At 65.5% G+C, this 13,171-nt stretch carries 13 protein-coding genes; 7 read left to right on the forward strand and 6 right to left on the reverse strand.

Going from position 1 to position 13,171, the window contains the following annotated elements; genetic code table 11:
• Positions 1-34 precede the first annotated feature (34 nt).
• The 3 genes from aztA to AC4D2W_RS02935 all read left to right on the forward strand — a co-directional run bounded on the left by aztA (position 35) and on the right by AC4D2W_RS02935 (position 2,980).
• The gene (gene aztA, locus AC4D2W_RS02925) at positions 35-727 is read left to right on the forward strand and encodes a zinc ABC transporter ATP-binding protein AztA (protein ID WP_490925412.1); all 693 of its coding nucleotides are present in this window, start codon (positions 35-37) and stop codon (positions 725-727) included.
• Positions 728-797: 70 nt separating this feature from the next.
• Positions 798-2,153 (forward strand): Na+/H+ antiporter NhaA, encoded by a 1,356-nt coding sequence (gene nhaA, locus AC4D2W_RS02930; RefSeq protein ID WP_490925413.1) that lies wholly within the window; start codon positions 798-800, stop codon positions 2,151-2,153.
• 68 nt (positions 2,154-2,221) lie between these two features.
• Positions 2,222-2,980, forward strand: coding sequence for a glycosyltransferase family 2 protein (locus AC4D2W_RS02935; RefSeq protein ID WP_490925414.1), 759 nt, complete (start codon positions 2,222-2,224; stop codon positions 2,978-2,980).
• Here AC4D2W_RS02935 and AC4D2W_RS02940 read toward each other — a convergent pair.
• A complete protein-coding gene (locus AC4D2W_RS02940; protein ID WP_490925415.1) occupies positions 2,940-3,884 on the reverse strand; it encodes an alpha/beta fold hydrolase in 945 nt (314 codons plus the stop codon). The two genes, AC4D2W_RS02935 and AC4D2W_RS02940, sit on opposite strands and share 41 nt — an antisense overlap.
• A 139-nt stretch (positions 3,885-4,023) precedes the next feature.
• Here AC4D2W_RS02940 and AC4D2W_RS02945 point away from each other — a divergent pair, with 139 nt between their 5' ends.
• Positions 4,024-4,839: a lysophospholipid acyltransferase family protein gene (locus AC4D2W_RS02945; RefSeq protein WP_490925416.1), complete on the forward strand. Its 816-nt coding sequence runs from the start codon at positions 4,024-4,026 to the stop codon at positions 4,837-4,839.
• A gap of 6 nt (positions 4,840-4,845) precedes the next feature.
• Here AC4D2W_RS02945 and AC4D2W_RS02950 read toward each other — a convergent pair whose 3' ends face one another.
• On the reverse strand, positions 4,846-5,688 hold the full coding sequence (locus AC4D2W_RS02950) for an alpha/beta fold hydrolase (RefSeq protein ID WP_490925417.1): 843 nt from the start codon (positions 5,686-5,688) through the stop codon (positions 4,846-4,848).
• Positions 5,689-5,881: 193 nt separating this feature from the next.
• Here AC4D2W_RS02950 and AC4D2W_RS02955 point away from each other — a divergent pair, with 193 nt between their 5' ends.
• Positions 5,882-6,475, forward strand: a complete 594-nt coding sequence (locus AC4D2W_RS02955; RefSeq protein ID WP_490925418.1) for an ATPase — start codon at positions 5,882-5,884, stop codon at positions 6,473-6,475.
• On the opposite strand, the gene AC4D2W_RS02960 is transcribed toward AC4D2W_RS02955, so the two are convergent.
• Positions 6,429-8,057, reverse strand: coding sequence for an SLC13 family permease (locus AC4D2W_RS02960; RefSeq protein WP_490925419.1), 1,629 nt, complete (start codon positions 8,055-8,057; stop codon positions 6,429-6,431). The genes AC4D2W_RS02955 and AC4D2W_RS02960 overlap by 47 nt on opposite strands.
• Before the next feature lie 179 nt (positions 8,058-8,236).
• Between AC4D2W_RS02960 and AC4D2W_RS02965 the strand changes: the two genes are divergently transcribed.
• Both AC4D2W_RS02965 and AC4D2W_RS02970 read left to right on the forward strand, forming a co-directional pair.
• Entirely contained in the window at positions 8,237-9,196 is a 960-nt protein-coding gene (locus AC4D2W_RS02965) for a LysR family transcriptional regulator (protein ID WP_490925420.1), read from the forward strand.
• 98 nt (positions 9,197-9,294) lie between these two features.
• Entirely contained in the window at positions 9,295-10,404 is a 1,110-nt protein-coding gene (locus AC4D2W_RS02970) for a tartrate dehydrogenase (protein WP_490925421.1), read from the forward strand.
• Here the strand turns inward: AC4D2W_RS02970 and AC4D2W_RS02975 are convergent.
• The 3 genes from AC4D2W_RS02975 to AC4D2W_RS02985 form a co-directional block, all read right to left on the reverse strand.
• Positions 10,358-11,071 carry an SDR family NAD(P)-dependent oxidoreductase gene (locus AC4D2W_RS02975; protein ID WP_490925422.1) on the reverse strand — a complete coding sequence of 238 codons (714 nt, stop codon included), beginning with the start codon at positions 11,069-11,071 and terminating at the stop codon, positions 10,358-10,360. The two genes, AC4D2W_RS02970 and AC4D2W_RS02975, sit on opposite strands and share 47 nt — an antisense overlap.
• Positions 11,072-11,145: 74 nt before the next feature.
• Positions 11,146-12,210 carry a tartrate dehydrogenase gene (locus tag AC4D2W_RS02980; RefSeq protein WP_490925423.1) on the reverse strand — a complete coding sequence of 355 codons (1,065 nt, stop codon included), beginning with the start codon at positions 12,208-12,210 and terminating at the stop codon, positions 11,146-11,148.
• A 94-nt stretch (positions 12,211-12,304) separates the two neighbouring features.
• The gene (locus AC4D2W_RS02985) at positions 12,305-13,099 is read right to left on the reverse strand and encodes an SDR family oxidoreductase (RefSeq protein WP_490925424.1); all 795 of its coding nucleotides are present in this window, start codon (positions 13,097-13,099) and stop codon (positions 12,305-12,307) included.
• Positions 13,100-13,171 lie beyond the last annotated feature (72 nt).

Raw genomic sequence — 13,171 nt, forward strand, 5'->3', positions numbered from 1 at the left:
CAATAAGACTTTTTACGCAAACCTGAGGAGATGCATGCGGGCCTTCACCGTTCAATCAGTGGCCTTCGGATACCGGGGCCGGGCAGTGTTCACGGATCTGTCCCTGGCTGTTCCCCGAGGCGCACTGACCGCCCTGGTCGGCGGCAACGGGACCGGCAAATCGACTCTGCTGTCCCTGTTGGCGGGAGTACACAAGCCCCATGCCGGCCGGGTGCAGGCACATATCCCCGGCCGGGCGGCGCTCGTGGTGCAACGCTCGGCGGTGCCCGATGCCTTTCCCATCACCGTGCACGGCGCCGTGGGCATGGGGCGGTGGGCACACTCCGGACTCCTCGGCAGAACGACGGCGAAGGATCGGCGGGCAGTGGAGGAGGCCATGGAACGAATGGGCATCCGGGAGTTGGCGGATCGTCCGCTCGGGGAACTCTCCGGCGGCCAGCGTCAGCGTGCGCTGGTGGCACAGGGCCTGGCGCAGGACTCCGCGGTGCTGCTGCTCGACGAACCTGATGCCGGGCTGGACCAGTCGGCGCTGCGGCTGATTGACGAGGTGCTGCGGGCTGAAGTGCGCAGGGGAGTCACGGTCCTGCAGTCCACTCACGACGTCGCCCGGGCTTCCACGGCCGACTGCTGCATCCGTCTGGCCGGCGGGAGGGCCGCCGTCGAAACGGCTGATATTGCAGTTCCCGGCAGCCGCAGCGGATTGGAGCACACTCCCCATTTCCCGTAGGGTGGAACGAAGGTGCGCCGGGAAGTCTGGTCGGCAATAACATTGTCGACCGCATTTTCAGGAGATTCCCGTGCAGCCCAATAATTCCCCGAAGGCGGCAGCTGAAGGCGGACGCCTGTTCAGCCGCGGCAGCTACAGCGAAAAACTTCGCATCAGCGAAATCCTGCGCAAGGAAACCGTTGGCGGCATGCTGCTGGTGGCGGCAGCGCTCCTCGCCATCATCTGGGCCAACTCGCCGCTTTCGGACAGCTACTTCGCGCTGCGGGACTTCGAAATCGGCTACGAACCCTGGCACCTGCAGCTGAGCCTGGGGGCGTGGGCTGCGGACGGACTCCTCGCCGTGTTCTTCTTCCTGGTGGGACTGGAGCTTAAACGCGAATTCGTCGCAGGGGACCTGCGCAACATCAGCAAGGCGATCGTGCCGGTGGCTGCCGCCGTCGGCGGTGTGGCGGTTCCGGCCGCCATCTACGCGGTCATCAATCTCGGCAGTCCCGAAAGCCTCACCGGCTGGGCGGTCCCCACAGCCACGGACATCGCCTTCGCCGTAGCCGTCCTGGCCATTATCGGCTCTCACCTGCCTTCGGCGCTGCGGATATTCCTGCTGACCCTGGCTGTGGTGGATGACCTGCTGGCCATCACCATCATCGCTGTCTTCTACACCGATGAACTCAAGATCACCCCGCTGCTCCTGGCCGTTGCCGGCCTTGCCCTCTACACCTTCCTGGCACAGAAGTACCGCCGCTTCTTCGGACTGAAAGCAACCGCCGCCTGGTTCATCCTGCTGCCCATCGGCGTCGTCGTTTGGGCCCTGGTGCATTCCTCCGGCATCCACGCGACCGTTGCCGGCGTTCTGCTGGGCTTCGCCGTTCCCGTCATCCGCAGCCAGGCCAGCGGCGGACCCGAAGCCGGTCCCGGCCTTTCTGAAATCTTCGAGCACCGGTTCCGCCCCATCTCGGCCGGATTCGCGGTACCGGTCTTTGCGTTCTTCTCCGCCGGAGTGGCCGTGGGCGGCTGGGACGGCTTTATGTCCTCGCTGACGGACCCCATCTCCCTGGGCATCATTGCCGGCCTGGTGCTGGGCAAGCCGATCGGCATCCTGGGCACCACCTGGCTGCTGACAAAACTGACCAAGGCCCGGCTGGACACGTCCTTCAAGTGGATTGATCTGCTCGGCGTGGCAGTGCTCGCCGGCATCGGCTTCACCGTGTCCCTGCTGGTGGCGGACCTCAGCTTCGGCTCCGGCACCATTGCCAATGACCACGCCAAGGTGGGGATCCTCACCGCCTCCGTTGTGGCCGCACTACTGGCCTCCCTGGTCCTGATGCCGCGCAACCGCCATTACCGCGCCGTCGAAGCCGAAGAGAACACCGACGACGACGGCGACGGCATCCCCGATGTCTATCAGCAGGGCCACGGGACTAAATAGGGCGGGACCGCAGCCGCGGCGGCACGGAGCATTTCCGCCGCGGCCGCAGGCCGCTACAGTCTGACACCATGCCTACAATCTCGGTGGTTATCCCGTCCCGGAACGATGCACCGATGCTGTCGGCCTGTTTGGCTGCCGTTCAACGGCAGACCCGGCAGCCGGAGGAGATTGTGGTGGTGGACAACGGCAGCACGGACGGGACGGACGCCGTCTGCGCCGCGGCGGGGGTGCGGCGGGTGCCCCTGGACGTCCCGGGAATCGCCGGGGCGACGGCTGCCGGGTTCGACGCCGCCGCCGGGGACATCCTGGCCAGGCTGGATGCAGACTCGGTTCCGCCGCCGGACTGGCTGGAACGGGTGGAAAAGATCCTCGCAGCGCAGGGGCCCATGACTGCGGTTACCGGCCCCGGGGATTTTTACGGCGGCAACCGCCTCACGAGGTGGATTGGGCGAACCATTTACATTGGCGGCTACATCCGCGTCGTCGGCCTGCTCCTGGGCCACCCGCCCCTGTTTGGATCCAACTTTGCCCTGTCCGCGCCCATGTGGAAGCAGCTTCGCGAGCGCGTCCACCGCGACCTGCCCCAGGTCCATGATGATCTGGATTTGAGTTACCAGATTCGCCCCTGGATGTCCGTGCTGTATGACCCGACCCTGCGCGTGGGGGTCTCCGCCCGGCCGTTTGATGACTGGAGCGGGCTGCGCCGCCGGCTGGTCATGGCCTGGCAGACCTTCGACCTGGATTTTCGGGCGGAGCCGCCGCTGGCCCGCCGTCGTGCCCGCGCCTCTAGCGGGCCGACTCGTAGAGCGCCAGGAGATCACGGCTGAGCTGGTGCGGCGCGTCCTCGCACGGCCCGTGTCCGGTTCCGTAGACGGCAAAACCGGCACCGATGGCCTGGGCAAAGGCATAGTGCTGATACAGCGGCCACACATCCGCCCGGCCCACGGCCACCAGCTTCGGCTGCGGAGCGGCAGCCAGGGTTTGCCGCAGATCCGGTGAGCGCTTCATCAGCGACACGATGTCCTGAAGTGAATCCTTGCGGGTGTAGTCGAAGCGGTGGCGGATGAACTCCATGCGTGCGGCCGGCACCCCCACAAAGTTCCGTCGAATGCCCCACACAATGAGCCCGGCATGCATCTTGTCATTGACCAGCGGACTGAACCTGCCCACCCGGCTTACGGTGCGGAAACTCTGGCCGGGAACCGGGGGACAGCTGAGCAGGCACAGCGAACGGAAGAGGTCGGGGCGGCACTGCAGGGCAATCTGCGCCACAATCCCGGCAAAGGAGTAGCCCAGGACATGCGCTGCGCCGGAAAGGGACTCGAGGACAGCCAGGAGGTCTTTCACGAACAGGTCGTAGCTGTAATGACTCTGCGGCGGGCTCAGATGCTCCGGCCCGGCGGAGGACGACTCATACTGCCCGGCCAGGTCATAGCTGAGGACGTAATACCCCGCGTCCGCCAGCAACGGCATCATCAGCGCAAAGTCCTCCTTAGACCCCATCGCCCCGGGGACCAAAAGAACGGGCGGATCGGTCTCAGCCCCCATGGTCCGCATGGCCAGTGAGCCGCTGGGCGCCTGGAACGAGCGGGAAACCGAGCCAGCCGGAGGAGTAGCCCAATCGACCTCTCCCAGCCGGGCATCGAGGCGCTGGGCTTCGTCGAGGAAAACCGGGTACGCGCGCAGAGGGTTCCGTCCTCCGCGCACGCGTGTCAGGTTTCGCCAGGCCATACGCCACGATAACCGTGCGTGCCGCCCGGATGGCAGACACGGGCCGCCGAAAGGCAGCCGTCACCTGCTATCCACCGGTTCCACGGAGCGGACACCGACCGGATAGAATCATTGTCCTGTCCGGATTACCGACGAGGAGATGACGTTGAAGTTTTCCCCCAACAAGTACGTCTACCGCAGCATTGTCCTGACCGGAGTCCTGTCCTTCAAAGCCCTGCGGATTCCCGTTATTCCCTCTGGTCTGGAGAATCTTCCCACCGATGAAGAAATCCGCGGCCTGACGCGCACCGCCGTGCCCGGCAAAGGAGCGGTCGTGGCCATCACCCACTTCGGCTATCTGGACTTTGCCTTCGCCGAGTACCTGGTGTGGAGGAAGCTCAGGGCGCACATGCGCTTTCTGGTCACCAAGAAGGCAGCCCGCAAGCCGTTCGTCAAGGCTGTCTGCGAGATGTGCGAGCACATCGTCGTTGACCGGTCCGACGGCGCCGCCGCGTACGCCGAGTCCGTGGAAGCCCTGCGCCGCGGCGAATACCTGGCGGTGCTGCCCGAAGCCGGTGTCAGCCGCAGCTTCAGCGTCCGCAAACTCAAGACCGGTGCCGTTCGCATGGCAGCCGAAGCGGGAGTGCCGATCATTCCGGTCTCCGTGTGGGGCAGCCACCGCATGCTCACCCGCGGGGGCCACGGCCTGAGCCTGAAGTCCGTGTGGAAGAACCCGGTCCGTATCCATGTCAGCCCCATGATGCGCGTTGCCCCGGACGCCTCGGTGACCGAGGAAACCGAGATGCTGCAGAAAACCCTGCAGGCCGGCATGGACCACTGCATCGACACTTATCCGGTGAAGCCCGAACCCGGGGCCTGGTGGATGCCCGTCAGCCGCGGCGGGAGCGCCATGACGATTGAAGAGCAGGTCATCCTGGACGAACAGGACCGCGAAAAGTACAAGATCACCGGATAACAGGGCTCAGCTGTTCAGGAAGTCCAGCAGTGCGGCGTTGACGTCATCGGCGTGCGTCCACAGCAAACCGTGCGGGGCGCCCTCCACCTCAAGGTAGCGGGCGTCCGGCAACGCCGCGGAGAACGGCCGGCCGGTCGCATCGATGGGCAGGATATTGTCCTCCGTACCGTGCAGGATCATTACCGGAAGCCCTGATTCCCGGACCTTGGCGACGTCGTCGCGGAAATCGGTGAGCCAGGACGGCACGACGGCGTAGGCGGCCCGCGGAGCACTTCCCGCGGCCACGTTCCAGCTGCCCCGGACAGCCTCCTCGCTGATGCGGGTACCCAGGTTCTCCGAAAGGTTGTAGAAGTCCGAGAAGAAATTGTCGAACCAGGCAAAGCGGTCGTCCTGTGCAGCCGTGGCGATGCCTTCAAAGACCTCCGCCGGCACCCCGGTCGGATTGTCATCGGTCTGCAGCAGGAACGGTTCCAGCGAGGACAGAAAGGCCAGGCCGCTGATCCGGTCGGTTCCGTGCCGGCCAACATAGCGGGCGAGCTCACCCGTTCCCATGGAAAAGCCCACGAGCACCACGTCCTGCAGGTCCAGTTCGTTGATGATGGCGGCAAGATCATCGGCAAAAGTGTCATAGTCGTAGCCGGTGTTCGGCTGGCTTGACCGCCCGAAGCCGCGGCGGTCGTAAGTGATCACCCGGTAGCCGCCGCCCAGCAGGGCCCGGGTCTGCCGTTCCCAGGAATCGCCGTCCAGCGGGTATCCGTGGATCAGCAGCACGGGCTGGCCGGACCCCTGGTCCTGGTAGTACAGGTTGATGTCGCCGGTGTTTTCGGTCCCTACAGTGACATGGGGCATGACGGTTCCTTTCAAGGCTGACGTGTGAAAAAAGTCTTTCTCGCTGAACCGCTCCTCCGCAAGAGAAATGCCGGGCACCGTCGCCCGGAAACGCAGAACAGGAGTACCGGGATGCCTGCGGACAAAGTGAGTTCCTCTGCTGCGGCAGCTGCCCGGCAAACGGTCTGCCGCTGCTGCTGATAGCTTGGACGCCATGTCCCTGCAGACGGAATCCGAGGTCCTTTTCATTGGCGGACGGTCGGGCGTGGGCAAGAGTGCCGCCGCCCTGGAACTGCATGCGCTGCTCACCCGCCACGAGATCCGGCACGCCGTCATTGAAGGGGACAACCTCGACCTGGCGTATCCGGCGCCCTGGAAAGAGCCCTCCCCGTGGCCGCAGGGACTGGCCGCCGTGAACCTGGCCGCCATGTGGCGCAATTACCGGGCCCTCGGCTACCGGCGCCTGATTTACACCAACACCGTGGCCGTGCGCGAAACGGCTGAACTCTCAGCGGCCATGGGGGACAGCCCCCGTATTCACGCGGTACTCCTGCGCGCCTCCGACGGGTGCACAGACGAACGGCTGGGCTCCCGCGAATCCGGCAGCACGCTGCAGGACCACGTGTCGAGAAGCAGGGACGCTGCAGCGGCCCTGGACCGGGACACACCCGGCTGGGTGCACCGGATCGACACCGACAACTCAAGTGCCGCCGTCGTCGCGGCCCGCCTGCTGGACCTCACCGGCTGGGCGGAACAGGGAGCTAACCGCCGATCCCGACGACGGCGATCATCACCGGCACGATCGTGACGATCAGGACGGCTCCCAGAATGTCGAAGAACAGCCCGGTCCGGATCATCCGGGTGATGGGCACGGCTCCCGTTCCGTAAACGATGGCGTTCTGCGGTGTGGAGACCGGCAGCATGAACCCGAAGGACGCGGCAAAGGTGGCGGCCAGCGCCGGAACAAAGGGATCGACGCCGATGGCTTGGCACAGGGGGATGACAATGGGCACGATCACCGCGGCGGAGGCGGTGTTGGACGTGGTTTCGGAGATCAGGATGGCCAGGATCGCGGAGAAGGCCGTAATGGCCACAATGTTGGTGATGTTCAGGTTCTCCGAGGCCCCCTGGCCGATGGTTTCGGCCAGGCCGGTTTCGGCAAGCAGTGCACCGAAGATGATTCCGGTGCCGAAGAGCAGAATGGTTCCCCAGTCGATCTTCGCTGCATCTGCCCAGGTCAGCGTGGCCTGCCGCTGCTTCCAGTCCACCGGCAGGATGAACAGCAGCGACGCGCCGATCACGGCAACGATTCCCTCATCCAGACGGTCGTCCAGAAAAATGTACGCTTCTGACTCGGTGCCTCCGATCAGGCTTGCGACGGCGGGGGCCAGCCACAGGGTCACCGTCACGCCGAAGGCGATCAGCGTGTTGACCTCCGCCCGGGACATCTTTCCCTGCGCCGCGCGCTGTTCGCGCACATACTCCTCCACGCCCTCCAGCCGGCGGATCTCGGGCCGGTTCAGCAGCAGCATGACCAGTGCCAGCACCACGAACATGGCCAGGCAGACGGGCGCAGCGATGGCCATCCACTGGGCAAAGGAAATCCGCACCCCGGTGGCCTCTTCAATGAGCCCCCGCCCGATCAGGTTCGGCGGCGAGCCAACCGGAGTGAGCAGCCCGCCTACGCTGGCTCCGTAGGCGAGCATCAGCAGCAGGGCTGCACCGATGCGCAGCCGCAGCGGATCGAAGTCCGCTTTCACCGTGCCGCGGGTCTGCATCAGCTGGGCAATCACCACCAGTACGCCCAGGGCGGTGGGCATCAGCATGGCCACCGTGGCGGTGTTGGAGACAAAGGCGGAGAGCAGGCAGGTGATCACGCCGAAGGCAATCACCACCCGGTACGTGGACTTGCCGACGCCGGGAGCGGACAGCACGGCAAAGGCCAGGCGCTGGGCGATCCCATGTTTGAGCATGGCCTGCGCCAGGATGAAAGCGCCAATAAACGTGAAGATGGTGGTGGATCCGAAGGGTGCCAGGACTGCACTGGCCGGAGCCACTCCCAGCACCACAACCGCCGCGACTCCAATCAGCCCGCCAATGGGGATGGGCACCGGTTCGCAGATCCACAGGACAATGACGCCCAGCAGAACCGCGGCCAGCAAATGCTGCTGCGATTCCAAATTCAGCGGCAGCAGGGCAAAAACAACGGCGACGACGGGGGCGAGGAACAGTCCGATGGTTTGCCTGGTGCGTTCAAACTTCTCCTCCCGCGGAGAGAGTGTCTGTTCGCTCAGGCTGCGGAAGGTGGTCCCGCCCAGGAGCGCTGCACGCACATCCGTGCGCTGCGGAGCCCCGGAATCTTCGGTTGGAGCCGGCTGCTGTGTGTACACGTCGGAGTCCTTCCTCGTTGAATTGCGTTCACTATGGCCCAGTCCCTTGTGCTTCGTCCAAAACCTGTTGTCTACTTCCCCATAGGCGAAACCAATGGGACGGGGCCAATGCACGGAGCCAGTGCATTGCGGCGGCATCCGCGCCCGGGATCCGTTCACCCGAATGCAAGGGAGCTTTCGTGGACGTCAGGCACCTGAAGTACTTCCTGGCCGTAGTGGACCATCAGGGGTTCACACGGGCAGCAGAGCGGCTGCTCATCGCCCAGCCTTCCCTGTCGCAGACCATCAAAAGCCTGGAACGGGATTTGGGGGTTCCGCTCTTTCACCGGGTGGGGCGCAACGTCGTGCTCAGCGAGGCAGGCCGCGAACTGGTGGGCCCGGCGCGCGTCGTCGTCCGCGACCTCGACGCCGCCCGCTCGGCCATCGACGAGCTTAAGGGCATGCGCCGGGGACGACTGGACGTCATCGCCATGCCCTCGCCCGGGATTGAACCGCTGACCTCGATCATTGCGGCTTATGCACGCACCCATCCCACGGTCACCGTCAACGTTGAGGCGGCCTTCACCCGCGATGACGTAGTAGCGGCGGTCCGCGACGGAAGTTCCGAGATTGGGCTGCTCGGTTCGGACCGGCCCTTCCGGGCGGCGGACATCGATGTGCTGCCGCTGGACCGGCAGCCGCTGATTCTGGTGCTCAATCCGCATGCCGTCCTCCCCAAAGGCAAAAGCGCAGCGTTGGGCAAGAACAAGGACGACGACGGCGACGGCGACGACTGCAACGGCAGACCGGTGCTGGCGTGGGAGGACCTCTCCGGTCAGCGGATGGTGGTCTCACAACGCGGATCCCTGATGCGGTGCGCGGTCGATGAGGCGGTGGTGAACGGCGTTGACCTGGAAATCGCCGTTGAAGTGGCGCACCGGACCTCGGTCCTCCCGCTGGTCCTGGCCGGTCTGGGGCACGCCGTCCTGCCGTCGTCGTGGGCTCCGCTGGCCCGGCAGGCGGGACTGCGGACAGCCGCCCTTGAACCGGCCGTGTACCTGTACGTCTCCGCCCTCAGCCGCACATCCGACCTGACCCCGGCCGCTCGGGCCTTCCTCGCCGTCGCCGCGGGGCCCGAGGCCGCTGCCGTCCCCGGATAGAGAACACCTATTGATCGGATGCGGATTCGGTCTTTGACGCCGCTGCCCCGGGCCGCTCTAGTGGAGGGGACAATCGACCCTGAAGGCGGGAGCAGGAGATGGCCGGGCAAAGGATCTACCGGATTGCGGCTATTCCGGCCGACGGCGTGGGGAAGGAAGTGATTGCCGCCGGCAGGCGCGTGCTGGACGCGCTCGCCGAGCAGTCCGCAGCAGGAAGGGACGAGCCGCACTTCGGGTTTGAGTGGACAGACTTCCCCTGGGGATCCGAATACTATGCGCAGCACGGAGTCATGATGGACCCGGACGGGCTCCAGCGGCTGCGGAACTTCGACGCGATCTACTTCGGGGCCGTGGGCTGGGAGAACGTTCCGGACCATGTGAGCCTGTGGGGGCTCCGGCTGAACATCACGCAGAACTTCGACCAATGGGCCAACGTGCGCCCGGTGACGTTCCTGCCCGGCATCGAGTCGCCGCTGCGCAAGGCGGACCGGATGCCGCTGAACTGGGTGGTGGTCCGGGAGAACAGCGAAGGCGAGTACGCCGGGCTGGGGGGACGCAATCTCTCCGGTCGGGGCCCGGGCAATGAAGTGGCGGTGCAGACGGCACTGTTTACGGAGAAGGGCTGCGAGCGCATCATCAGTTTCGCCTTTGACCTGGCCCGTACCCGAACGGTGCGCAGGGTCTCCAGTGTGACCAAGTCCAATGCCCAGCAGTACGGCTCAGTACTCTGGGACGACGTGTTTCACCGGGTGGCCGCGGAATATCCGGACGTTCAGTCGGAGAGCGTCCTGGTGGATGCCATGAGCGCCAAGTTTGTCCTGCATCCGGAGGACTTGTCCGTGGTGGTGGCATCGAACCTGTTTGCTGACATCCTCTCCGACCTGGGCTCGGCGCTCGCGGGCAGCTTGGGTCTGGCGGCAAGCGCGAACCTCAATCCGGAGCGGCGCTTTCCCTCCATGTTCGAACCGGTCCACGGCTCCGCCCCGGACATCGCCGGCCGCGGCATCTGCAACCCGGTTGGCGCCATTCTGAGCGGAGCGCTGATGCTGGAACATCTGGGCCTGCCCGCTGCCGCGCGCCGGCTGGCGAGCGCGGTGGAAGCCGTCACGGCGGCCGGCTGCACCACGGCGGACGTGGGCGGAACGGCAGATACGGAAGAGGTCACTGCCGCCGTCGTTGAGGCGCTGAAGTTCTTTCCCGGGCAGTGATGTTTTCCAGGACAGTGAGCGGGCCGGACGAGTCCCGGCGGGCAGCAGCCCACAGGGCGTCGGCCACATCGGCCGGCTCATGGGCCGCTCCGCTGCCGATCGGACCCACCACGGCCAGCTGCGCGACCCGGATGCCGGCGGGCTTCAGCGCTTCGTGAAGGAGGGCAACATAGGTCGTCTCAGCCGTTGTCCCCACTGCGCTGGCCGCACGGTCGGGGTGCGGGCGGAGGGCTCCGCTGCCCGTGGTGAACAACAGGCTTCCCGTTCCGCGGGCGATCATCCCCGGCGCCAGCTCGGCGACCGCCGCTGCCGCGCCGCCCACACTGAGTGACAGGGAGGACATCAGGTCCCCGGGGCCGGTTTCAAGCACCGGCCTGATCAGCCCCACCGCCGGCAGGGGACTGTAGCAGAGCACATCGGCAGGACCGAGGCGGCTGACCAGCTCGCGAACGGCGGTCCTGAGCTCGTCAGGCTGCTGTGCATCGGCTGCCATCCAGTCCGAGGACACACCTTCGGAGCGGAGCGTGGAGGATAGTTCTGCCAGATGCTGTGCTGACCGGGATATCAGCCCCACGCGGGCCCCGTCCCGTGAAAAACGGCGGGCTACGGCGAGTCCCACACCGCTGCCTGCGCCCACAATAATGATTGATCCCGGTGATTTGCTCATGGCTCCACCCTGACGTGCAGGCGGGCTGTGTGAAAAGTGCCGCGCCGGGCTTCAGACCCAATAAGCCTGCGGGACTAGCCGATCCGGCTGAGGATTTCCCGGGTGAATTCCTCGGTTCCGGCAGTGCCGCCCAGGTCCCGGGTCCGTACCGGGGATTCAGCAAGCACACCGAAGACTGCTTCGAGCACCTCAGCTCCGGCCTCCGCGTGGCCCAGGTGATCCAGCATCATGGACGCGGACCAGATGGCACCCAGGGGATTGGCCACCCCCTGGCCGTAGATGTCCGGGGCTGAGCCGTGGACAGGCTCAAACATGGAGGGGTACTCCCGCTCCGGGTTGAGGTTGGCCGAGGGAGCAATGCCGATGCTGCCGGCAATGGCTGCGGCCAGGTCGCTGAGAATGTCCCCGAAGAGGTTCGATCCCACGATGACATCGAAGCGGGAGGGGTTCAGCACCGCCTTTGCGGCCAGGGCGTCGATGTGTTCCTGGTTCCACTGCACCCCGGGATAATCCGCCGCCCGTTCCTGCAGCAGCTCGTCCCAGAAGGGCATGGTGTGGATGATGCCGTTGGATTTGGTGGCTGAAGTCAGGATGCCCCTGCGCTGTCCGGCCAGGTCAAAGGCATAGTCCAAAATCCGGGTGACACCGCGGCGGGTGAAGATTGATTCCTGAATGGCCATTTCGGAGGGCAGTCCGCGGTTCATGCGCCCGCCGATCTCCGAATACTCGCCCTCACTGTTTTCGCGCACCACAACAAAGTCCACACCCGGTTCGGTCAGCTCCGCGCGCAGGGGGCTGGGAACACCGTCCAGGACCCGGATGGGGCGCAGATTTACGTACTGCCGGAACTCCCTGCGGATGGGAATCAGCAGCCCCCACAGACTCACATGGTCCGGCACTCCGGGCCAGCCGACCGCGCCGAGCAGGATGGAATCGTGTCCGCGGATCTGGTCCAGCCCGTCCTCGGGCATCATGGCGCCCTTCTCCAGATACCGCTGGCAGGACCAGTCAAATTCGTCATAGGTCAGTTCAATGCCGTGCCGGGGCGCGACGGCGTCGAGCACGGCACGGGCGGGCGGCAGCACCTCGTGGCCAATGCCGTCGCCGGGGATGAGGGCTATGCGGTAGCGGTCAGTCATGGGCCCCATCACATCGGGAACGCGCCTGTGTTGTCAAAAGTGGCCGCTGTTGTCGCAAGTGGTCGGACGACGACGGCGCGTTCCCGGTGCGGTGTCAGCGCTGGGCAGCGGGGCGGATGATGATTTCGTTGACGTCTACGTTTGGCGGCTGGGTGACGGCAAAGAAAACCGCGCTGGCAACAGCGTCCGGAGAGATCTGCGCCGCCCGGTAACCGATCATCAGATCCGCGGCGTACGGATCGGTGATGTGCTCCGCGAGCTCGGATTCCACAACGCCGGGGGAAACGGTGGTCACCCGGATCGAGGGGTCCGACTCCAGCCGGAGACCCTCGGTCAGTGCCCGGGCGGCGTACTTGGTCGCTGAATAGACAGCGGAGGTGGGAGAAACTTCGTGTGCTCCGACTGACGCAATCGTGACGACGTGGCCCGATCCCTGTTCGCGGAAGTGCGGCAGCACAGCGGCGATCCCGTTGTAGAGCCCGCGCACGTTGACATCGAACATCCGGTCCCATTCATCGACCAGCAGCGAGTCCAGACGCGAGAGCAGCATGACGCCGGCGTTCCCAACGAGGATATCAAGACGCCCGTGCCGGGCGGTGATGTCGGCGGCCAGCGCCGCGAACGCCTGCCTGTCCGTAACATCCAGCGGCAGGGCCTCGGCGGAGAGGCCATCTTCGGTGAGTTCGGCGGCGATGGCCTCCAAACGGTCCTTGCGACGTCCGGTAAGGATGACGGTGTGCCCTTCGGCGGCGAGGCGCCGTGCAATAGCCTCGCCGATCCCGCTGCTCGCCCCGGTGACGAGGGTTATTTTCCGCGTCCCCCGATCATCGGAGCCCGCTGAGGCCTTGGTCTTCTGACGGTTTGCGCTGTTCTCGTAATTAGCAGTCATGACCGCCACTCTCCCCGGTACCGCCGGGACACGTGAAGGACGCACTGACCCTAGGAGCAGCGCACCCTGCCT

The organism is Arthrobacter sp. TJ-58 (assembly GCF_058269295.1).

Bases quoted from the DNA above. Each gene is read 5' to 3' on its own strand.
- aztA (WP_490925412.1), top strand. From the start codon at position 35: ATGCGGGCCTTCACCGTTCAATCAGTGGCCTTCGGATACCGGGGCCGG.
- AC4D2W_RS02935 (WP_490925414.1), top strand. From the start codon at position 2,222: ATGCCTACAATCTCGGTGGTTATCCCGTCCCGGAACGATGCACCGATG.
- AC4D2W_RS02940 (WP_490925415.1), bottom strand. From the start codon at position 3,884: ATGGCCTGGCGAAACCTGACACGCGTGCGCGGAGGACGGAACCCTCTG.
- AC4D2W_RS02945 (WP_490925416.1), top strand. From the start codon at position 4,024: ATGACGTTGAAGTTTTCCCCCAACAAGTACGTCTACCGCAGCATTGTC.
- AC4D2W_RS02950 (WP_490925417.1), bottom strand. From the start codon at position 5,688: ATGCCCCATGTCACTGTAGGGACCGAAAACACCGGCGACATCAACCTG.
- AC4D2W_RS02955 (WP_490925418.1), top strand. From the start codon at position 5,882: ATGTCCCTGCAGACGGAATCCGAGGTCCTTTTCATTGGCGGACGGTCG.
- AC4D2W_RS02970 (WP_490925421.1), top strand. From the start codon at position 9,295: ATGGCCGGGCAAAGGATCTACCGGATTGCGGCTATTCCGGCCGACGGC.
- AC4D2W_RS02975 (WP_490925422.1), bottom strand. From the start codon at position 11,071: ATGAGCAAATCACCGGGATCAATCATTATTGTGGGCGCAGGCAGCGGT.
- AC4D2W_RS02980 (WP_490925423.1), bottom strand. From the start codon at position 12,210: ATGACTGACCGCTACCGCATAGCCCTCATCCCCGGCGACGGCATTGGC.
- AC4D2W_RS02985 (WP_490925424.1), bottom strand. From the start codon at position 13,099: ATGACTGCTAATTACGAGAACAGCGCAAACCGTCAGAAGACCAAGGCC.